This window comes from Mucilaginibacter oryzae, assembly GCF_003148845.1.
Lineage (GTDB): Bacteria > Bacteroidota > Bacteroidia > Sphingobacteriales > Sphingobacteriaceae > Mucilaginibacter > Mucilaginibacter oryzae.
This window is the reverse complement of the sequence record NZ_QGHA01000019.1, coordinates 34,870-57,346: the sequence shown is the minus strand read 5'-3', so window position 1 is coordinate 57,346 and position 22,477 is coordinate 34,870. Positions and strand designations below refer to the sequence as shown.

Here is a 22,477-nt window from a genome sequence, read left to right as displayed (position 1 = left end):
AAAATATCAACGACACCCAAAAACCTAAGTTGGAATACGCTACTATTGATAATCAGCTATTTGCACCAATCGCACACAACGCCCTGGAACACTCTGTTTTAAAACCGGAACACTGACAAAACTTAATCTTTCAACGTCACGCGCCCAACGTAAATGTTAAATTCTTGTGTTTCCTGAGATCATTTGTTTAACTTAGCATATATACCTAAACTTATGCTTACACCCGCGCAAACTCAACTTTGGGACAGGATTAACGGATTTCAATTAGATGATCCTCATGCTGAATTTAAATTTTCGGAACGTTTGGCTCGTGAAAATGGTTGGAGCATGCGCTATACCCATCGCGTTATAGCGGAATATAAAAAGTTTTTATTTCTGTGCTATGTAGCTGAGCGGGGTGTTACCCCTGCCGACGCGGTAGACCAGGCCTGGCATTTACACCTTACTTTTACCCGCTCGTATTGGATTGATCTTTGCCGGGATACCATCGGCAGGGAAATACATCACAACCCAACGAGGGGCGGCGGAAGCGAGGCTGTAAAATACCACCACTTTTACACGGATACCGCAAGGTTATACGCTGACCATTTTGGCGAAATGCCGCCCGTGGACATTTGGCCTGATCATGATACCCGTTTTGGAAAAATCAATTTTCAACGTGTCAGCCTTGACAATTACTGGCTTATCCGGAAACCAAAGCACGCCAGGGCTCTGGCCCTGTCTTTAGCACTGATATTGCTGGGATGGGTGTTTATACAGGCGTCGGATAATTATATTTTCGTATTGGTTTTCACGGCGGTATTGGTGGTGATTATGATATTCAGTTATCGTGAAGAAGGGCGCGGTGGAGATAAGAGAGACGGAGACGGTGGTGATTCGGGTTGCAGTACAGCCGGCTGTGGCGGCGATGCTGATTCAGGGCATCATGGGCATTCCGGCCATGGATGTCATAGCGGTGGACATTCCGGTTGCAGCAGTCATAGTGGCTGCTCGGGCTGTTCGGGCTGCTCCTCGTCAGGGTGCAGTAGCGGGCATTAACTTGTTTGTTGAATATACCCATATGTGCTACCTTTATAGGCCTTATTTATCGTAATGAACACCACTACTTTCGTAATTGATGAATCACGGTTAAGCGGTTTAGTAAAACGCTTACAGTATAATTTGTTTAGCAGGGTAGCTATAATAGGTATAACGGTGTTGTCCTCGCAGTACTTTTCATATGGCTCAAGGGATCTCAAAGCATTTGCTTTGTCTTTCTGCATTACTACACCGTTAGTGCTATTAATAATAGGCTACTCTTCAGGCAGAAAGTTTAGAAGAACATATAAAACCTTAAAGGTTGTTTTAAACGAAGAAGGTGTTGAGGTTAAAGCAGAGGGGATGCCCTATAAAATGATAAATTGGGCTGATTTAATTGTTAAAGAACACCCCAATGGTACTATCGACTTGTTTGATAACACCGTTTCCAATCTTTCCGGGAGATGGAGCGGAAAGGGCTGGATCCGCATTCAGCCCGAGATAGCTGATAGAGCTAACCTGTTGAGCGAATTGGCAAAGCGAAGCCAAACAGCCTTTTGATTTTACTTAAGCGCTTCAAAAATTTCGGCACTTAACAACCCGCTGCCGCCACCAAAATGCTGCACTATTTTGATATCCGGCTTTATGGTGGTGAAATGAGTATTGAGCAGGCTTTCTGAAGTTCCATCAACTCCTCCGCCCAATAACACCACTTTAAAATCCAGCTCCTTAAAAGCTGCTATGGCTTCCTCATCGCTGAGGCAGCCGGTCGCATTCCAATAGGGGTTGCTGTTTACCAGCCGCACCACGGTAGCCAGTATTTCCGGGTGGCGGCCAACAACCAGTATTTGTATCTTTTCCATCGGTTTAAAATTTCATGGGTACGTCTATCAATAAAAATTCGGCATCGGTACCGGCCTCAATGGTAAATTGATCAGTATCCCAAATGCCCAGGGCATCGCGGCTGTTCAAAGTTTCACCATTAATAATTACATCGCCGCTTAACACAAAAGCGTAAACGCCGTTACCTTCTTTTTTTATTGCGTATTCGGCACTTACCCCTTTATCAAATTTACCTAAATGGAACCAGGCGTCCTGGTGTATCCATACGCCGGCGTCATCCGGGTTTGGTGATACCACCTGCTGGAGTTTGTTGTGCCTGTCGTTAAGGTTTAATGAAACCTGGTCGTAACGCGGTTCAACATTACGTTTGTTTGGGTAGATCCAGATCTGCAGAAATTTAACTTCGCTTGTACGGTCGAAATTGTATTCACTGTGAAAAATACCGGTACCTGCGCTCATGGCCTGGATATCGCCATTTTTAATTACAGCAACATTGTTCATGCTGTCTTTATGCTCTAAGTCGCCTTCCAGCGGAATGGAAATGATTTCCATATTATCATGCGGGTGTTTGCCGAAACCCATACCCGGATCAACGGTGTCATCATTTAAAACCCTCAGCGCGCCAAAGTTCATCCGCTCCGGATTATAATAGCCTGCAAAACTAAATGATTGGTAACTGTGCAGCCAGCCGTGGTCTGCGTGGCCGCGGGTATCAGCTTTATGTAAAATGGTCTTTGCCATGATTGTGTTCCTTTATTTGTTGCTACAAATTTAAGGCAGGTTTATTGCAAGGCACTTGATGTAGGTTAAGAAAAGCCCCCTCCAAATCTCCCACCGTAGGGTGACTTTTAATTTGATTTAAAACCTTAACTGCCGGGGCGGCATGGCTGCTAACTTACTCACCCGGTCTACGCTACGCTGGACCACCCCTCTCTGCGGCAAGCCGCAAAAAAGGTAGGAAAACAAAAACAAACAATCTCCTCTTTACGCGCGGCTTAGGGCGAGGCTGCTAGCGTAGTGAAGTCTGGAGAAGTTAATACGCGGGGCGATTTTGAGCCTGTGGTTGGTGTTGTCACCGCACCACTTTCGGGGTAGGTTGTGGTTTTATAATTAGTGTAACTTCTTTAGATCATGAGGTGCGGTGAAAACACCGACCACAGGCTTGATGATATTTTTGTTTATTTTAAGATTTGTACACAAAGTCGTCCTGCCGGAGAGGGTTTGAGAAGGGGCTACCTCTTCCTTACCATCCCGCCGCGCATCCTGCTGAAAAACTCGGGGGTAACGCCTATGTATGACGCTATTTGTTTTTGGGGGAGATGGTCTATCAGCGTAGGGTAGCGTTTGCAGAAATTGTTGTAGCGCTCTTCCGCAGTTAGGCTCAGGCTATCGATTAAGCGCTGCTGACTGGCAACTAACGAGTTTTCTGTCAGGATCCGGAAAAAATGTTCAAACTTGGGGATCTCTGTATAAAGTTTTTCCTGGTTGCTTTTGGATAGGAGCAGCACCTCGGTATCCTCCAGCGCTTCGATATTCTGGATACCCGGCTTTTGCGAAATGAGGCTGTACATATCGGCAATCCACCAGTCGGCGGGCGCAAAGCTTAGTACGTGTTCAATACCACTTTTGTCAACCGTATAGCCCCGCAAACAACCCGAAGTTACAAATGCCGAGTGTTTACAGATTTCGCCATAGGTAAGCAAAAACTGCTTGCGTTTTATTTTTTTAGGTTGAAGGTAAGCTGTAAACAGGTCCTGCTCTTCGCGTGTAAGATGGATGTGCTTTTCGAGGTTACTCAGTATCAAATTAAGAGGCATATGCAAAAATGTGTTTTATTTGGCGCATTACTATAACAATCGCTTTTAAAAAAACATACCATACGTAGCCTCACCTAAATCCTCTCCAAATGAGAGGACTTTAAAGAATAAGGTGCTCCCTCTCCTTTGGAGAGGGTTGGGGTGAGACTTCCTGGCTGAGATAATGGCAACTCATTTTAAAAGCGATCTCTGGCGTGTTACCTCGGTTTGGTAATTTATCTATCCTGTTTTTTACAGGCATGTTGGTTTATTTAGTAAATTTTGAATTAGCTTTATCAGCCGTCAATTACCAATGCCAAAATATGCGAATGTTATGCTTATAAAAGAGTATACGCAGCCGAAAATTATCAATATGATTGTAAATAGCTTTTAACCAAAGCCTCAAATATTAACAAGTAAGCCTGCAGCGCATTGCCAATTTGCGTTAAATGATTTTAAAGATAAATTTATGGTCAGAAATTATTTTTTATCGATCTGCCTGCTTGTTATCGTGGCTTTACCTGTCGGCGCGCAACAAAAGTTCAATGGCCTCGAGGTTGGTCTCGGAAATCTTTACCGGGTATCTGACGCTAAAACCAGATCAATCAGCCCTGAAAATTTTACCGGCGAAAAAGGCAAGGGCGGCATGGCTACCGAAGGCACCGGCGCTAATGCCGCGCGCGATCTGGGGCGGACCTGGAAGGTAAGCCCGAGCGTTGTTATCAAAAAACACACCACATTTACCATTGCCGAAATAAACGGCTCCGGTGCCATCCAACATATCTGGATGACGCCCACCGGTAACTGGCGATATTCCATCATCCGCTTTTATTGGGATGATGAAACCACACCATCGGTTGAAGTGCCCGTAGGCGATTTTTTTTGCATGGGCTGGGGTAAATACGCGCCGGTACAATCGCTGGCGGTGGCGGTTAATCCGGGCAGTGCCTTTAACTGCTACTGGCCCATGCCGTTCCGCAAAAAATGCCGCATCACCATGGAAAACATTGATGATGCCGATATGGTGCTTTATTACCAGGTTGATTACACCTTAACCGATGTTCCTGCCGATGCCGGGTATTTCCACGCGCAGTTTCGCAGGGTAAACCCATTGCCGTATAAAAAGGATTTTGTTTTGGTAGACAGCATTCAGGGCAAGGGGCACTATGTGGGTACCTACCTTGCCTACGGCGCCAATAAAAACGGCTGGTGGGGCGAGGGGGAAATCAAGTTTTTTATGGATGGGGATACCCAATTCCCTACTATTAACGGCACCGGCACGGAAGATTACTTTTGCGGGTCATACGATTTTGATACCCGCCATAAAGATGCCGACGGCAAGGAAAAAAGCGGTACGGAATATACCGAATTCAGCGGCCCTTACAGCGGCTTACCACAGGTGATCCGTGGCGACGGGCATTATGAAGTAGCGCAGCGCTTTGGTTTATACCGCTGGCATATTGCCGATCCCATACGCTTTGAAAAAAGTTTAAAGGTTACCATACAGGCATTGGGCTGGCGGCATGATGGCCGCTATTTGCCTTTGCAGGATGATATCGCGTCGACCGTGTTCTGGTATCAGACAGGCCAACACGGCCCCTTCCCCAAATTGCCAACTAAAGACGAACTGGAAGTAAACTGATGAAACTATATAAACTGGTTAAAGGCAGCTTGCTGCAGCATGCAGGATCGTCATACATAATTGACGATGATTGGGATAAACTCATCAACCGGGATGATCTAAGCGGTTACCTCGAATCAATAACTGCCGACACAACGCCGTTAAGCGCCGGTGTGGAAGCCGAGTATTTAAACGGAAGGATATTACCGCCGATAGGTAACCAGGAAGTATGGGCTGCCGGGGTAACTTATTTACGCAGCCGGGATGCCCGCATGGAAGAATCAGAAGCGGGGGCAAGCCTGTACGATAAGGTTTATGATGCTCCCCGCCCCGAACTGTTTTTTAAATCGCTGGCGCATCGCGTGTCCGGCCATAATGGCGAAGTTTATATCCGCAAAGATTCCAACTGGAATGTTCCTGAACCGGAGCTTACCTTACTGGTGAACAGCAACGGTAACATACAGGGATATACCATTGGCAATGACATGAGTTCGCGCAGTATTGAAGGCGAAAACGCCCTTTATTTACCGCAAGCCAAAGTTTACGAAAAAAGCGCGGCGCTGGGGCCCTGTCTTTACGTTACCTCATCACCTATCCCCGCCGAAACGGTGATCCGCATGACTATAACGCGTAATGGCGAATTGGTTTTTGAAGATGAAACGGCGGTATCGCGCATCAAGCGTTCGTTTGCCGAACTTACCGCTTATTTATACAGCGAATGCGATTTTCCTTACGGGTGCTTTTTAATGACAGGTACTTGCCTGGTACCGCCGCCTTCATTTACTTTGCAGGTTGGTGATGTGGTAAAGATCAATATCGATCATATTGGCGAGCTGGTTAACCTGGTAGCTATCAATAAAAAGTACGATCAACTAAACAAGAAAGAAAAATAATACAACCAATTAATACTGATGTCAAAAAACAACACGCTCTTCGCAGTAGCCTTAGTTACGTCCCTGTTCTTTATCTGGGGGTTTGCGCTTAACCTTAACCCGATATTGATCCCTCACCTTAAAAAGGCCTGCCAGCTAAACGATCTCCAATCTTCACTGATTGATTCCGCTTCTTATATAGCTTACTTTATATTACCTATCCCGGCCGCCCAGTTTATGAAAAAATACGGCTATAAAGGCGGGATCATTTTAGGTTTGATACTGTTTTCGGTAGGGGCCTTCCTGTTTTTTCCGGCAGCGGCTGTACGCAACTATGCGTTCTTTCTGGCGGCGCTGTTCATCGTATTTTCGGGTGCGGCGTTTTTAGAAACAGCCGCCAACCCCTATATAACCGTATTGGGCGACCCGGCCGGGGCCGAACGCCGCATCAATTTCTCACAATCATTTAACGGTTTGGCAGCTACGCTGGCGCCGTGGATTGGCGGCCACTACATCCTTTCGGGAAAGGTTTTAACAGATGCCGAATCGAGCAAAATGTCGCCGGAGCAGTTGAATGAATATCTTAATCACGAAGCCTCATCTGTACAATTACCTTTCCTGGTAATAGGTGCAACCGTACTTGTAGTGGCGTTTTTGATTTACCGCACACATTTTCCGCCAATTGTTGAAGAAACCAGCGATGAGGCGGTTAATGACAACCGTTCGCTTGGCGTAAGAATAAAGGAATTGTTACAGGTGAAAAGTTTGAGGGCCGGTATTCTTGCCGAGTTTTTATACGTAGGGGCGCAGGCCGGTATCAGCAGCTTTTTTATCCGCTATTCCGAAAAGGTAGCAGGTTTTGCAGAGCAGCCGGCATCGGTTTATTTAACCGTAGCGTCGGCAGGTTTTATGGCCGGAAGGTTTATCGGCACCTTGCTGATGCGCTATTTTAGCCCGGTTAAGTTGCTTATTACTTACGCGGTGGTCAATATTTTCCTGATAACCATGGTGGTGATGTTACACGGTAAGGTTGCTGTTTACGTACTGATGGCTACCTGGTTCTTCATGTCTATCATGTTCCCAACCATATTTTCGTTAAGTATCCGCGGCCTGGGCGCTAAAACCAAACTTGGCTCATCGCTGGTAATTATGGGGATAGTTGGCGGCGCCATATTCCCTGTAATTATGGGCAGGATATCTGATGCCACACATAACATCCAATTGGCTTATATTGTACCCGGAATTTGTTTCCTGGGCATTTTAATATTCGCCATTAATAATCATAAAGTTAAAAAGCTCGCCATATCGGGCTCTCATTAATATATCTATCATACCAAAAAATGAATTTACAACTTACAGATAAGGTAATTATAGTTACCGGCGGTGCCAAAGGAATAGGCGAGGGAATAGCGAAGGTTTTAGCTTCGGAAGGCGCGATACCGGTAATAATTGGCCGTAATGAAACCGACAACCTGAAAGTTGTGCAGGAAATTGAAGCCATTGGCGGCGAAGCGCACCAGGTGGTAGCCGAACTCACCGACCCTAAGGCAAGCGAAAATGCCATTAACGAAGTAGTGGCCAAATATGGCCGTATTGACGGGCTGGTAAACAATGCCGGTGTGAACGACGGGGTTGGCCTGGAAAGCGGCGATTACGAAGGCTTTATGGCTTCGCTGCATAAAAACGTTGTTCATTATTACCTGATGGCACATTACGCCTTGCCCGAACTGAAAAAATCAAAAGGCGCCATCCTGAACATCACCTCCAAAACCGCCGATACCGGCCAGGGAAATACTTCGGGTTACGCGGCAGCAAATGGCGGCCGTAACGCGCTTACCCGCGAGTGGGCTGTTGAGCTGTTAAAATACGGCATCCGCGTTAACGCGCTGGTAGTGGCCGAGTGCTGGACACCGCTTTATGCCAACTGGATTAAAACCCTGCCCGACCCGGAAGCTAAATTAAAGGAGATCGAATCAAAAATCCCTCTGGGAAACAGGATGACCACAGCCGAGGAAATTGCCAGTACCGTGGCGTTTTTATTGTCGCCGGTATCAAGCCATACCACCGGACAGTTAATTTATGTTGACGGCGGTTATGTTCACCTGGACAGGGCTTTGGCTAACGCGTAGTTCTTTGATAAAGCATAAATAAAAAAGGTCATTGCCCCCGGGCAATGACCTTTTTTATTAGCCATTAATTGATATTGTGGGCAGCTACAGCGAAAAGCCCTTCAGGTTAGCCTTCCCCTGGTCGCCCCAATCTTTCATGGCGTTTTGCAATACGGTCATGAAGCTTTTGTTGGTAGCTGGTTTTCCCTTTTTGGGCGCTGTTAATGATTTTTCGTCGATAGGTTGCTCGGTAACTTTGGTAGCGAACCAGGTAATGTTCTCGTGCGGAAGCGCTACGCCCAAGATCATCCCCGGTAAACCATTGAATGACTCCGGTCCGCCCGAAACGGGGATCTCCTCGGTATAAAAAGCTACCACGTAAATCGAATCAAGGATCAGGCCGTTGGCCCGGCGGCATTGGTAGCCAGCAATTTCTCGGGTTTCGCCGGTGAGCTTCCACTTAATACGGCGGGTGGTATCTTTTACCAAAAACGTTTCTTCAAATACATTTTTCTGAGTTACGCTCATACCTGTATTATAATCAGAAAATATGGTATTGTTTTGCGACGACATCAACGGATCGCCCCAGTATCCTGACGTTGATTCGGGTTCAATAGGCGTAAAAAGCGTTTGGTTGTTGCCAAATTTAAGCGTGCTTTTTAATACCCTGAACTGGGGCCGGTTTTTCTTATACTGATCAAACATCGGCTGGTACCAGGTTTCATTATCTTTATTGATCATCTTTTGCATCATAGCCCAGGTATTGGATGTTTTATCAAACTCAATAATGCCGTGAAAGGTGAAATGTTTATTGGCCTGCGCCATCAACAGGTTGGCGCTCAATATCAGTAAGGTTGCTATGGTTAATATCTTTTTCATGATAGGTTATTTTTTAGGTGCGCCGCCTCCAACTTTATTAAAATCCCAGGTGAGCGAAAACATAAAGTATCTCCTGATGGTGGTATAACGCTCCTGCGTAATGATGTTTGCCGCCCCGCTGCGGTTATAACCTGTATTTTGATTTAACAGGTCGTTGCCCGAAATGGCTGCCTTTAACGCGTCTTTAAAAAAAGTGCGCGAGATATTGGCATTTAACAAAAACCTTCTAAAATCCTGTGGGAATGATTTGGTTGGGGCATTATACGTGTAGTTACCATCTGAGCCGATCTGGAATTTGCCGGGCAGGTAAATATTAAACCCGCCATTGGCATTGAACCCCCGGCCGTTGTTGTTCAGCGTTTTATTTAATGATGAAGAGTTAACGGTATAATTAGGGCCTCCTGAAATCCAGGCGTCATATTTTTTCTCTTTGTATTTAGAGAACCTGAGGCTTCCGGAGTAGCTGTATGATTTGGTTTCGTTTAATATATTGTTGGATAAGTTGTAATAGGTATTGCCATTGGCCGATAGCTCAAACCCCGCGTTGATATCCACTCCCGGTATTTTTCGTTCAAAATAGCTGTTAGCCCAGAAATTACTGGTTGAGCGGTTTAAGTTTGACGATTTATAAGTGCTGATACCTGTAGTGGTATCGCGCACAACGTTGCTAACTATAGGGTTACTGGTAGTTGAATACGAACCGCTAATCCAGATGTACTGGTTGCTGATTACCTTGTACGAGTTATAGCTGATGTTGTAACGGTTAGTAAACGATGGTTTTAACCCGGCGTTACCGTTGCGGATGTTCAAAGGGTCGGTATTAACCAGTACCGGCTGGATATCATCAAGGCTGGGCTGGGTTGTATTACCATTATAGCTTACACGGATGCTTGACTGTTTGGATATTTTATACTGAAAACTTGCCTGCGGAAACCAGTTGGTGAAGTTACGGACCAGATCAGACCTGCGGCCAAACTCATCAACCTGTTTAAACTTAACGCCGGCTACCTTAGTACCAAAGTTAAAAGTGAAACTTTTTTTCTGCAGATTGAAAACAGCGCCGCCCTGGTTTGATAACTGGTTCAGTTTATAATCACTGCTGTAAAGGCTATCCAGGGCTGAGTAGGCAGAGGCTGTGCTTACCGGTTTGTTAAACGTGCGCCTGTCATTATTGGCGTTGTTTACTGATATGGCATAGCTTAAGGCCAGGGTAAAATCTTTTACTAGCGGCTCGGTATAGGTAATATTGGTATTGATATTGGTGCTTCGTGTTTTATTGGCCTTAAACTGATCAATAGTGGTATCACGTTTAAATACGCCAACAGAATCAAAAAAGGTGGTTTTCGATTTCAGGAAACCTTTCGAATCGCTTTCGTCAATGCTGGTTCTGAAATTTACCGATAGGGTGCGGCTTTTCTTTTTAAACTTTTTGGTGTAAAAAGCGCTGGCGTTAAACACCTTGCTATCCACATCGGCGGTGTTATCGCGGCCGTTGCTGTTAATGAGGCTGCCATCAAGGCGGGCGGTTTTGGTAGCAAAATTACTCCGGGTGTTGGTGTTGCGCAAAGTACCGTCGGCAGTGATCTTCAGGTTTTGCATCGAATCTATCTTTACCTGGTAGTTGAGATCAAGCTTTTGGCGAAACAGGTAATTATGGTTTGTTTCATCACTGTTAACATTAGATATATTACCCGGAAAGCTATTGAGCGTTTGCGTGTTTTTAGTACCGTCAACAGTAAGCGAGCCTATCTTATAATTGGCGTTTAACGATTCCTTGTCGCCGTTCCATTTGGTATCGAAATGGGCGCCGCCGGTACGGGCTATAGGTTTACCCTCCCCGTTATAGCGACCGCTGAAATTGTCAAGGTCATCGCCGCCGCCGCTAAAGAAATAAAAACCGCCGTCATCGCTCATTTCCATGCCGCCCCCGCCGCCATACTTATTGTTATCTTCCCAGCCTAAGCCTGTTTTGCCGTTGTTACCCAGCGTGCCGTAAAGCGAAAATTTCTGTTTGCCCTTAAAGCGGTTAAACAAGGCCTGGCCCTGGTAATAGCCATCGGTACCTATGCCCCCGTCTAATTTGCCGAAATAGCCGTTCTTTTTATCTTCTTTCAGTTTAATGTTGATGGTTTTATCTTTCACGCCATCATCAATGCCGGTAAAGGCTGCCTGGTCGCTTTTTTTATCGTAAAGCTGCACCCTATCAACCATATCGGCCCGCAGGTTTTTGGTAACGAGGGTGGGGTCATCGCCAAAAAATTCCTCGCCATCAACCAGTACTTTTTTTACGGTTTGGCCCTGCGCGGTAATTTTGCCGTCTTTATCCACTTCAATGCCGGGAAGCTGCTTCAGCAGGTCTTCCACTTTCGAGTTAGGCTGGATATTGTAAGCGGCCGGGTTAAACTCGGTGGTGTCGCCCTTAATTTTAATGGCGGCGGCTTTCCCCTTTACAATAACCTCTTTTAAAAGGCGCTCTTTAAGCAGCATGCTTACCGTGCCGAAGCTGTGGGTGGTATGCGCCGAATCTAAAGTGAAGCGCTCCACAAAATCGGCGTAGCCCGGATAGGTGGCCACCAAAATGAATTTCCCTTTGTTAAGGTTGGTAATGGTAAACGTACCATCATCCTTAACGCGGGTAAATTTTTGGAGGATAGAATCTTTTGCCGAGATTACGCTTACGCTGGCATTAACAAGGTTTGAGTTGGATACGGTGTCGGCAACTTTTCCTTTTACACTATAGTTAGTTTGGGCAAGTGAAGCAGTTAAACCGAAACAGATTAAGATAAGTGCTATAAATGTGATTCTCATAAGGTTTATTATGAGAGCCAAAATATAACTAAATAGTTAGTTGTGCAAGGGTTTTAACATTTAGTACTGTATATTTAACATTTCATCGCTAAAATTTAACATTTGGTCGCGTTTATAAGTGTTAAATTTTAAAATAAAGCCCGGAAAATACCTTTTCAGGTTGAAAGCAATTGCACCATCCACCGCGCCGGGAGGACGGGAGAATTGCAGCGGGTAACCTTTACCGCGGGCGCCGCCCGTTCCATCAGTACTTCAATTTACAGGAACTTTTATTGGTGCGCGGGTAAACATATCATTCCCGTTACACTAAGGTGGTTGTAAATCGTTCAAAATGGTAGTCAGCATAGCCAAAAAAAGCCTACTTTTGCGCATTGTACTAACCTATAACGCAAACGGTTTGCGTGTTTAAACAAAGTATTTCGATGATAAAAAATGGTAAAATTTTAATGCTTTCAAAAAAGGCATATAAGATTGTATTACTTTTTATTACGCTGTTTGCGGCGGCTAAAGGCTACGGGCAAGGTTTGCAGTTTGGTTCAAATGATAGCCTGATGAGCAGGCGCACCTCGTACCAGGTTTTTAAAGATGGCCCGCCAACCTTCCGCAACCGTCTTACCATCGCCTTTGATTTTTCGTTATGGGATAATCAGCACCTTGGTTACATCTTAAACCTTACGGATGAAAAAGGCAATTCCTACAGCTTAAGCTCTATCTATAACCAGGGTTCCTATCTCAACTTCAATGTTGATAGCCGCAGCAATAAGCTCAGCATCCCGCTTGCCGATTCACTGCTCAAAAGGCGTAAATGGATTAAAATTATCGTAGATCTTGATTTGAAAGGTGACAAAATAAGTTTATCCGTAAATGGCAAATGGTACCATGCCGGTAAGCTTGGTTTTAATGATAAAATAAAGGCTAAAATTACTTTCGGCAAAAACGAGCATTACTCTGACGTGCCCAATATGGCTATCAAAAACCTAATTATAGCTGATGGCGACGAAAAATATAGTTTCCCTCTTAATGAATGGGCCGGCAATGATGTTTATACTAACGAAGGTGAAAATGTTGGCTGGGTAGATAACCCGGCCTGGCTCATTAATGAATCCTATTTCTGGAAGCAGAAATACGCTAAAAGCTTTAATGAAGTAGCAGGGATAAACTTTAACCAGCGCACCGAAAAGTTTTTCATTTTTAAAAGCGATTCGATTTTTTATTACGATGTTGAATACAACCGCGCCTGGGCCGATCCTTTTAAAAAACGCCTTGAGGTACCGCTGCACCTGGGCAAAAGCATTGTAAATTTAAAAGAAAACAAGTGTTACCTGTACGAGGTACTACGCGCACCGCAACCGGCGCCAAGCCTCGCTGCCTTAAATCTCGACAGCCTTACCTGGGATTTTTACGGCAAGGCCAACATTACCGAGCAAAGGCACCACCACAATATTTTTTACGATAAGGATTTCAATAACCTGTACCTGTTTGGCGGTTACGGATCGTTCAGGTATTACAACGATTTTTTTAAGTACGACAAGGCAACGGATAGCTGGCAGATCCAAAAACTTAAGGGCGATGTGATCAATCCACGCTTTTTTTCGGCAGCCAGTACTGCCGATAGTAATAACGAGGTGTACATTTTTGGCGGGTACGGCAATCAATCAGGTAACCAGGTGGTTGGCGGGATGCATTATTATGATTTGTACCGGGTTAATCTGAGTAACTATACCATTAAAAAGCTATGGGAGATCAAACCTGGTGAAGAAGCTTTTGTACCCGCCAACAACCTCATTATCTCAAGGGATAAGCAGTTTTTTTACGCCCTGTGCTACCCGCATGAGCGGTCGAAAACGGCTATGCGCCTGTACAAATTTTCAATAAAAGATGGCGGCTATCAAATAGTAAGCGGAACCATCCCGGTTGTATCCGAGCGCATTGAAACCGATCATAACCTGTTTTACAATGCTAAGCAAAACGCGTTTTATTGTACCACGCAGGAGTTTGTTAACCCTTCGCAATCGGTTATCAAAATATTTGCCCTCACCGCGCCGCCCGTAAGTGAACAGGATTACCTGGCAGCGCGCCAACCCCGGCAAAAAACATTTACCCTTTACAGGGTGTTAGGCGGAACATCGGCGTTGTTGCTGTTAACCGGCATTGTAGCCTTTTTCCTGAAAAGAAAAAGAACCGCCGACGCTTTACCGGCACCAGCGACCAGTGAAGTTGCAGTGGTTACCGAACCGGAAGAAAAAGGCACGGATAACAAAGCCAACGCGGTTTACCTGCTGGGCGAGTTCGCCGTTTTTGATAAGAATGCTAAAGACATCACCTACCTGTTCAGCCAAAAAATAAAACAGCTTTTTATCCTCATTTTGCTAAACAGCCGGGATAAAAACGGTGTGATTTCCAAAAAGATCTCAACCACACTTTGGCCCGATAAGGATGTGGCTAAAACCAAAAATATCCGCGGTGTAACCATCAATCATCTGCGCAAAATCCTATCGGATATTGATGGATTGGAACTTACTTTTTTAAATGATACTTACAGCTTTATTATAGCCGATGGTTTTTACTGTGATTATTTTATTGTACGAGATAGCCTGAAACAGAAAGGTAACGCGGTACAACCCGTATTGGCCCATTTCGACCTGGTTGCGCGTGGCGGCTTGCTGCAGCACATCCCCGAAATCTGGCTCGACGATTTTAAACAGGAGTATGAAGAGGCGCTGATGCCGGTAATTTTACCGGAGATTAAGAAGGTTTATGATCTGTTTGACTATAAAAGGGCGCTCGAGATTTCGCGGGTTGTTTTAAATATTGATCCGTTTAACGACACCGCTATAAAATTTAAGATCAAGGCCTTGCGCCGCACCCGGGGCATCGAGCATGCCCGCAAGGTGTATGATGAATTTGCTGCCGAATTTGAAAAATCGTTAGGCGAAGCGTACCACGTTCCGTTCGAAAAAATCTGCTCCAATAAAACCGGCGAGCGATAGATTTGAATTTTAATAGTTGATTTATAGCGTTTTATTGAGAAGAGCGCTCCTGATGTAAAATATTCTATAAAATCTATCTATTTAGTAGAATATTTATATATTTGTGCCAGGTTAGTTTGTGAATGGGGTTCATTTAAACTAAATGGCAGGCGCTGGTTCGGCAGCAATTGGTTGGTTCGACTCCGACCCTGCATCTCTTCTCTCTCTCATGATTTATGTTTTATAATTGGTTAGCAAAAAGAGTATTCCTGCCCATCAGGAGCTCTTTTTATTTTTTAGGGGAGAGGTATTTACAGCGTGGGAGAAATTTGTTCTTTAATGATGCTATGGGCATCGGCCACGACCAGGCTACCCGATGATCGGGGCTGCGATTTTCTGGTCGCTTATATGCCCGGCAGATTACGCCGGTAGAATCCTAAAGCAGCCCGTAAACGCCCGGTGTTGTTAGGTTAGAGGATTTGCAGGTCTGCGCCAAAGGTGCAACAGATTTGTAGCAATAGAATGAATTGATAGAGGTGTGCCAGAGGTACACAACACCGACGTTCCGTACCTCTGGCACGGCTAATCTGGTTATAAATTTGGCTACAAAGCGGTTGCCCCCTCCTGGGGGACTTTAACAACATTGCGTATACGCACCCCGGAATGATCTCCGGAAGCTTCATGGATAAAATAAACCTTACGCCGGTTTACGCTCTACCGATAACCGCTTCAGTTCGTCTTTAGCTTTTGCAAACCAAGCCTTGTTGCTTTTGCGTTCAACCGGGCTAAGCTGCGGTTGTTCGTTCAGCATATCGGTAAATATCTGCCAGGCTTCATCCCCGCGGTCGGCACGGCTCAGGAACATGCCATATTCATACCTTGGCTCGAAGTAGGAGTAGCGCCCCTTCATCAGTTTAAACTCGTTTTCGGCCAGCTCGGGTTGGCCGGTTAACTCTAAAGCTCTGGCATAAATGATATGCGCTTTTGACCGGGCAAATTGTGGCAACTTGTAAAGACGTTTCGCAATCGGAATCACCTCGTTATACATGCCTTTTTCAAAGTAGGCAACAATTAACTGGGCCTGCACATGCTCATTTTCGGCAAAGGCGCCGGTAAGGCTGTTTTGGTATAGTTCGATGGCTTTGTCGGTTAGGCCGGCTTCAAGGTAAGCATCTGCCAGGGCTACGCGGTTAGCGAAGGTATCTGTAAAACGCAGCTCATTTTCAAGCCGCTTTATTTTAGCGCCGGGATTGATCACCGCTTCCACATTGATTTTTGGGGTGCGGATGCGGTTGGTTAATATTTCGCTGTAGATGTAGTACAGGCACCCAAAAACAGGTATGGCAAGAATTATCCACATCCATTTTTGCTGCGTGCCGCGCCGCGATGAGTGGATGATGCAGATCGCATCCAAAATCATAATAATATAATAGTAGTTTCCAATGCCGAAGAACATGCCCATTTATGATGTAAGATTTAGTGATATCTCAAAAATATAAAAAAGGCCGTAAACATGATGCTTACGGCTTAAAAATGCAAGGAAAAACGTTTTTTTAACAAAGTGACGTGTTTGCATAAATTAAAATGAGAAATTTTAACACGAATTGATTTTCAAACTGTCCACAATTATTCGAATTACACGAATTTCAAATCTTGCTCAAATAAAAATTCGTGTAATTCGATAATTCGTAAAAATTCGTGTGGAAATTTCTTTACTACTTTGTTCAAGGTCTTTTTTTTATCTGTAACTTATTTTTTTACCACCACGTTCAATATCGGGTGGTTAAGCGCAGATATGGTTTTATGCCCGCTTTTCAACTCATCAAAAATCACGAGCTCATTTGCTCCCTTTTTAAGCCATCCTGCCGGGATATACAACGTTTGCTGCGGACCAATATTCCAGTACTTACCGATGTTGATACCGTTTAAAAACACAAAGCCTTTGCCAAAGTTGCTCAGGTCGAGCCAGGTATCGCCGGTTTCGGTTAGGTTGAATGAGCCTTTATACAAAGCAGGCTGGGCTCCGGTTATCGCTTTGGTACTGTATTTAAAGTTAGAGGTGTTCTGGAAAGGGAATTTATACATTTTCCAGCCGGTAAGCTCCGTGCCGTTTAGCGTTACTTTTTCGGTGATGCCCTGGCGGTTGTCGGTTAGGTAAGGGCCATAATTAATGCGGCCGTTGTTTTCCAAAAGGATATCTAAAACATCACCCTTTTTTGCGCCCTTAAGTTGTAACGAATCCTGGCGCAGGTGCCTGTCTAAAACGCTGATGCGTTGGCCGTTTAAATAAACGGTAGCGTAATCACGCAGTTCTTTTATTTGCAGCAGGCCGTCGGCAGCGTCTTTTAATTGTGTGCGGTAAAGCACAAAACCATAACCCTGATCCAGATCTTCAAAACAAAGCGGTTTTTCGTTGATAACCGGTTTGCCTAAGTTGGTAAACAAAGGCGCTGTAGCCGTTAACGAAATTGACGGAACCGCAATAGTTTTGTTTGCGGCAGGTACCGGCGGCAGGGTGACACCGGCAGGCAGGTGCTTCTGAATAATTTCGCGGAATTTAAAAAACTTAGGTGTAGGATCGCCGGCTTCGTTCAAAGGCGCGTCATAATCATAGCTGGAAGTTTGCGGCGAATATGGCTCTTTTTTGCTCATGTTTGCGCCATTCATAAAACCGCGCGAAGTACCGCCGTGAAACATGTACATATTGATAGATATGCCTGCCGCTAAAACCTCATCCAGCTTTTTAGCATCATCTTCGGCGTTGGTGGTTGAGTGCGGGCTGCCCCAGCTGTCAAACCAGCCCGGGTACCACTCTGCAATATAATACGGGCCTTTACCATCATGATATTTGTTGATGAGGGTTTTTACTTCCTTAGGGTTATCCAAGCCGTTAACGGCGGGCAGGTATCCCGGCAAATAGCCCGCGGGCATTTGCGATGGCCCGTCGCAGGTAAATAAAATGCCGTCAAAACCAGCCTCGCGGAATATTTTGCGGTTAATATCCAGGTATTCTTTATCGTTGCTGTAGGAGCCGTATTCGTTCTCTATCTGCACCATTAAAATATTGCCGCCATGGGTAATCAAATACGGGCTAAGCTGTTTGCTTAAAGCCATGATGTAACTTTTATAGGCCGCCAAAAATTTAGGATCTTTACTGCGTACTTTCAGGTTTTTATCTTTAAGCAGCCACCAGGGGTAACCGCCAAATTCCCATTCGGCGCAGGCGTATGGGCTGGGGCGCATAATCACCCACAAACCTTCTTCTTTGGCTATTTTTACAAATTCGGCTATGTCGTTATTACCGGTAAAATCATACTGGCCCTGTACCGGCTCGTGCGCGTTCCAGAATACGTAGGTGCCAATGGTGTTAAGCCCCATTGCCTTAGCCATTTTCATACGGGCACGCCAGTATTGTTGCGGAATGCGGTAGCAATGCATTTCGCCGCTAATCATTTGCAACGGTTTTCCGTCCAACAAAAATGTACTGTCGCCAAGGGCGAAAGTGTGCGCCGGGGCCTGGGCTTTTACCAACGCGGCGGCAACAATGAAAAGTAACAGGGTACTAATTTTTTTCATTCGTAATAAATTGTTTTGGGTATAGATAAAAAAGCCACCGGCAATGTAATGCCGATGGCTTGAATATTAAAATAAATCGAGCTGACCGTTGTCTTCAAGATCGATATCGCCGGGATTGGTGATCTCAAAATCAATTTTTTTTGCCGGAGGTTTCAGCGGCTCCCCGGCTGAGCCCGATGACTGACCAGGTGATTCTATTGATGTTGACCCCGGACCGGATGAAGGCGTTTCTTCATTGGGCGCTATTGCTTCGGGAGTGCTGTTTCCCGGCGCTTCGTCTGCTCCTGCATCTGCCGGTACAACTTCATCGCTGATCAATTCAACCGATTTTACCGGACTCTGTGAAAGCCTGTTACCCATCGCTTTCATGCCTTTAACATCAATGATCGTTGCGAGATTCAGCTCCAGGGTTTCGGGCGTTTGGTCTTTACCCTTCAGGTGTGTCATGCTTACTACAGGCGCGGTATGCCCTAATATCACCATTTTCGATCCCGGCTCCTCGCTAATCAGGCTCACCTGTTTGCCTAAAGCAATGTTTTCGAAGGTGAAACGTTTAACGAGGTGATTTTTTGATTTGCCTTCAATATGCACTATCGAGAATACGGCCTGCGGATCGTATTTTTCGATCAGGATCATCTTATCATCAAAGTGGTTGTTGAGGTCGAAGCTCGTTAACTCATAAACACCGTTGCTCATCACGGTAAGGATCCGGTCGTCGCCATCAAACTCGCCCAGGTATTTACCGCGGCCATCGGCGTTTAAGCGTTTCAGTATATCGTCATACCAGATCTTTCTACCGGCCAGCGTTGATACGCCTTTGCTTTTCAGGATGATTTTTTTAACCGGGTACTTGGTAATGATATTACCCATCGAACCACGGCCTTTGATAGCTATTGAGGCGAAATCCTCATCAAACTGCAGTTTTTTGAGTTTGGAATGCGGTTTAAGCTGCACATTCACCACCTCGGCCTCACCGTTGGAGTTGGCGGTAAAGTACAATACTTTTGATCCTTTGGTGCCTTTGGTCAAATCGTACTCTTTATCGCGGGTTACCCCCACTACCGAGAAGCGTTTGATATAACTGATGCCGCTTTCACCATCTTTGTAGATCATGTTATAAACGGTACGCTCATCGTTCTTTTTAAATACGGCTACGTGGATGATATCCTTACCCACAAAAACCTTATCCTGCACCTTCGTGATGATGCAACGGCCATCCCCGCGGAAAACGATGATCTCATCAATATCCGAGCAATCGCCCACAAACTCAACCGAATCATCCTTTTTCAGGCCCGAGCCCACGAAGCCGTCGGCACGGTTAACATATAGTTTAACGTTTGCCAGGGCCACCTGGGCGGCTTCCACCTTATCAAAGGTGCGCAGTTCGGTTTTACGTTCGCGGTCTTTACCGTATTTTTCTTTCAATTTTTCAAACCAGGCAATCGCATAGTCGGTGAGGTGCTTCAGGTGGTGCTTTACCTGCTTGATCTCATTTTCCAGCGCTTTCATCTGCTCATCCGCCTTTTTAACGTCAAAGCGGGTGATGCTGCTCATTGGTTTGTCAATCAGCTTTTTATAATCTTCAGGCAGGATGGTGCGGTAAAATTGCGGAAAGAAAGGCTCGAACAGCTTGTTCAATACTTCAATCACCACCTCAAAATTACCTGAGTTTTCGTACTCAGGGTTTTTATACATGCCTTCCTGGATAAAGATTTTTAGTAATGAACTAAAAAAGATCTTCTCCATCAACTCATTAAGCCTGATCTCCAGCTCCTGTTTCAGCAGGTCTTTAGTGAAGAAAGTGCTTTCGGTAAGCATATCGTTCACGCTCATAAAGCGCGGCTTATCGTCCTGTATTACGCAGGTATTGGGCGATATGGAAACCTCGCAATCGGTAAAGGCATAAAGCGCGTCGATAGTTACATCGGGCGAGATGCCCGGCGCAAGGTGGATAATGATCTCCACATCCTTAGCCGTATTATCTTCGATCTTTTTGATCTTGATCTTGCCTTTATCGTTGGCAGATATTACGCTGTCAATCAAACTGCCGGTAGTGGTGGTAAAAGGAATTTCGGTAATGGCCAGCGTTTTTTTATCGCGCTCAACAATTTTAGCCCTTACGCGTACTTTGCCGCCGCGCTGTCCTTCATTATACAAAGAAGCGTCGGCCATACCGCCGGTAGGGAAGTCGGGCATCAAATTGGGGCGTTCGCCTTTCAGTACCGCTACCGAGGCATCTAATAACTCGATAAAATTGTGCGGTAAAATTTTGGTGGCTAAACCCACCGCTATACCTTCGGCTCCCTGGGCAAGCAGTAAAGGGAACTTTACCGGCAGGGTGATGGGCTCCTTATTACGGCCGTCATAACTGGCCTGCCAAACGGTAGTATCAGGGTTAAAAACAACATCGAGCGCGAATTTGGATAAACGCGCCTCGATATAACGCGGAGCCGCCGCCGAGTCGCCGGTTACCGGGTCGCCCCAGTTGCCCTGGCAATCTATCAGCAGGTTTTTCTGGCCTATCTGCACCATGGCATCACCAATAGAGGCATCGCCATGGGGGTGGTATTTCATGGTATTACCAATAACGTTGGCCGCTTTGTTATAGCGCCCGTCGTCCATTTCCTTAAGCGAATGCAGGATGCGGCGCTGTACAGGTTTTAAACCATCATTAATATGGGGAACCGCCCTGTCAAGAATTACATACGAGGCATAATCCAAAAACCAGTTTTCATATAAGCCGTCGAGCGAGGTAACGGCATTTAACTTTTCTTCATTAGGGATAGGCGTATCGTTTTGATTCAGATCTTCACTCATTATATTCAAAAAAACTTTTGGATGGGTAAAGATACAGATTATGTAGCGATGTGTCGGACTTTAAGCTATAGTTTGGGGAAGTAATCGCTTTTAGCGTTGCTGATTTGAAAAGGCCTATCCTAAATCCTCTCCGGGGGGAGAGGACTTTAAGAAGCAAGGCACTCCCACTCCTTTCGGAAAGGGCTGGGGTGATGCTACACTTTCATGCCTTTAGGTGATTTTTGACAAGGATTTTTATTAACAAAATTGTTACGTGCAGCAACACTTTTGCCGTGGCGGTAACCTGTTGATTGTGTGGAAAAATATGTTGAACTGTCAAATAAACTTCCGAAATTATCGTTAAAGAGATCAACAGACCGCATGAAGGTGTAACTGTTTGTCAATAATTATTATATTTACCTGTAATGCTCAGGTCTGTAAATTTTAGGGCACACCCTTTTAGATGAAAGCTATTTTGAAGCCAACCATAACCTTGTTACTATTGGTTTTATCATCGCTGTGTTTTATAACAAGTACTGCGCAGGTAAAGCCAGGGGGGATTCATATCCAAAATAAACGTACGCCTCCCAGAAAACAATCGCACTATATCGCAGTAAAAGAGGAGCAGGGCTCGGGCCAGTACCGGGAGTTTATACGCATTGTGGCCCAGGCCAACGTTGCCTATATTCAGCCAAAAGGGTTTAAGGAGATCCAGGCCCCTAACGACGAGGATTATTCATTTGATTACGCGCTTGAAATCCCTGATCAGGATTTTGAGGTTTGGTACCAGGTAAAATCCCAAAAGCAAAATTATGTAAGTTATGAACAGGGCCGTTACGATACAGACAGGCAAACGGAAAACCCTGATTCGCTCTATATAAATATGAGCAGGGCCCAGGCCACTACTTTTACCGGCGAAAGGGAAACACCCGCGCGGGTGATCCCCCCGGGTGTTTTAAAACGCTTCAGGGCTGATGCCGGAAAATCATACCTGCTTAACCTCCCCGATTTACCCGCCACCAAGCATTACAAGTACGCGCTGCTTATTATGCTGCAACGCAACCATACCGGTACGATCATGACGGTTTGTTTTACCAATGATAAGGGACCGGAATTTTTTAAAAATGTTGACCGCGCGAGCAACTGCTTGAAATTCAAGGCTGAAGGTAAAGGCAAATAATTTACCGCCTCC

Annotated in this window: 16 protein-coding genes; 8 read left to right on the top strand and 8 right to left on the bottom strand. The window is 45.3% G+C overall.

What is annotated here, in order from left to right; genetic code table 11:
- The first annotated feature begins 213 nt into the window (after nt 1-213).
- Together LX99_RS25975 and LX99_RS24485 are read left to right on the top strand one after the other, a co-directional pair.
- Nucleotides 214-1,038, top strand: a complete 825-nt coding sequence (locus tag LX99_RS25975) for a glycine-rich domain-containing protein (protein ID WP_211319087.1) — start codon at nt 214-216, stop codon at nt 1,036-1,038.
- Nucleotides 1,039-1,092: 54 nt separating this feature from the next.
- A complete protein-coding gene (locus LX99_RS24485; protein ID WP_109610830.1) occupies nt 1,093-1,578 on the top strand; it encodes a hypothetical protein in 486 nt (161 codons plus the stop codon).
- Between the two features lie 2 nt (nt 1,579-1,580).
- Here the strand turns inward: LX99_RS24485 and LX99_RS24480 are convergent, their stop codons facing one another.
- From LX99_RS24480 to LX99_RS24470, 3 genes are all read right to left on the bottom strand, one after another.
- Nucleotides 1,581-1,880 carry a hypothetical protein gene (locus LX99_RS24480; RefSeq protein ID WP_109610829.1) on the bottom strand — a complete coding sequence of 100 codons (300 nt, stop codon included), beginning with the start codon at nt 1,878-1,880 and terminating at the stop codon, nt 1,581-1,583.
- Between the two features lie 4 nt (nt 1,881-1,884).
- On the bottom strand, nt 1,885-2,601 hold the full coding sequence (locus LX99_RS24475; RefSeq protein ID WP_109610828.1) for a pirin family protein: 717 nt from the start codon (nt 2,599-2,601) through the stop codon (nt 1,885-1,887).
- 491 nt (nt 2,602-3,092) lie between these two features.
- Nucleotides 3,093-3,677: a Crp/Fnr family transcriptional regulator gene (locus tag LX99_RS24470; RefSeq protein ID WP_109610826.1), complete on the bottom strand. Its 585-nt coding sequence runs from the start codon at nt 3,675-3,677 to the stop codon at nt 3,093-3,095.
- A 448-nt stretch (nt 3,678-4,125) separates the two neighbouring features.
- Here LX99_RS24470 and LX99_RS24465 point away from each other — a divergent pair, with 448 nt between their 5' ends.
- The 4 genes from LX99_RS24465 to LX99_RS24450 are packed head-to-tail and all read left to right on the top strand — an operon-like array spanning nt 4,126 to nt 8,278.
- Complete coding sequence (locus LX99_RS24465) at nt 4,126-5,298, top strand: glycoside hydrolase family 172 protein (RefSeq protein ID WP_109610824.1); 1,173 nt, start codon at nt 4,126-4,128, stop codon at nt 5,296-5,298.
- Nucleotides 5,298-6,170 carry a fumarylacetoacetate hydrolase family protein gene (locus LX99_RS24460; RefSeq protein WP_109610821.1) on the top strand — a complete coding sequence of 291 codons (873 nt, stop codon included), beginning with the start codon at nt 5,298-5,300 and terminating at the stop codon, nt 6,168-6,170. Before LX99_RS24465 ends, LX99_RS24460 begins: the two co-directional genes overlap by 1 nt.
- Nucleotides 6,171-6,188: 18 nt before the next feature.
- Nucleotides 6,189-7,469, top strand: coding sequence for an L-fucose:H+ symporter permease (gene fucP, locus LX99_RS24455; protein ID WP_022830286.1), 1,281 nt, complete (start codon nt 6,189-6,191; stop codon nt 7,467-7,469).
- A gap of 20 nt (nt 7,470-7,489) precedes the next feature.
- A complete protein-coding gene (locus LX99_RS24450; RefSeq protein ID WP_109610819.1) occupies nt 7,490-8,278 on the top strand; it encodes an SDR family oxidoreductase in 789 nt (262 codons plus the stop codon).
- A gap of 84 nt (nt 8,279-8,362) precedes the next feature.
- On the opposite strand, the gene LX99_RS24445 is transcribed toward LX99_RS24450, so the two are convergent.
- Nucleotides 8,363-9,136: a GLPGLI family protein gene (locus LX99_RS24445; protein ID WP_109610817.1), complete on the bottom strand. Its 774-nt coding sequence runs from the start codon at nt 9,134-9,136 to the stop codon at nt 8,363-8,365.
- A 6-nt stretch (nt 9,137-9,142) separates the two neighbouring features.
- Nucleotides 9,143-11,944: an outer membrane beta-barrel family protein gene (locus tag LX99_RS24440; RefSeq protein WP_109610815.1), complete on the bottom strand. Its 2,802-nt coding sequence runs from the start codon at nt 11,942-11,944 to the stop codon at nt 9,143-9,145.
- Between the two features lie 446 nt (nt 11,945-12,390).
- On the opposite strand from LX99_RS24440, the gene LX99_RS24435 reads away from it, so the two are divergent.
- Nucleotides 12,391-14,934: a Kelch repeat-containing protein gene (locus tag LX99_RS24435; protein WP_146203214.1), complete on the top strand. Its 2,544-nt coding sequence runs from the start codon at nt 12,391-12,393 to the stop codon at nt 14,932-14,934.
- A 676-nt stretch (nt 14,935-15,610) separates the two neighbouring features.
- Here the strand turns inward: LX99_RS24435 and LX99_RS24430 are convergent.
- From LX99_RS24430 to LX99_RS24420, 3 genes are all read right to left on the bottom strand, one after another.
- Nucleotides 15,611-16,375 (bottom strand): hypothetical protein, encoded by a 765-nt coding sequence (locus tag LX99_RS24430; RefSeq protein WP_245928007.1) that lies wholly within the window; start codon nt 16,373-16,375, stop codon nt 15,611-15,613.
- A gap of 287 nt (nt 16,376-16,662) precedes the next feature.
- The gene (locus LX99_RS24425; protein WP_109610811.1) at nt 16,663-18,489 is read right to left on the bottom strand and encodes a glycoside hydrolase family 35 protein; all 1,827 of its coding nucleotides are present in this window, start codon (nt 18,487-18,489) and stop codon (nt 16,663-16,665) included.
- 66 nt (nt 18,490-18,555) lie between these two features.
- Nucleotides 18,556-21,306 (bottom strand): DNA gyrase/topoisomerase IV subunit A, encoded by a 2,751-nt coding sequence (locus tag LX99_RS24420; RefSeq protein ID WP_109610808.1) that lies wholly within the window; start codon nt 21,304-21,306, stop codon nt 18,556-18,558.
- A gap of 442 nt (nt 21,307-21,748) precedes the next feature.
- Here LX99_RS24420 and LX99_RS24415 point away from each other — a divergent pair, with 442 nt between their 5' ends.
- Entirely contained in the window at nt 21,749-22,465 is a 717-nt protein-coding gene (locus tag LX99_RS24415; RefSeq protein WP_109610806.1) for a hypothetical protein, read from the top strand.
- Nucleotides 22,466-22,477: the final 12 nt, after the last annotated feature.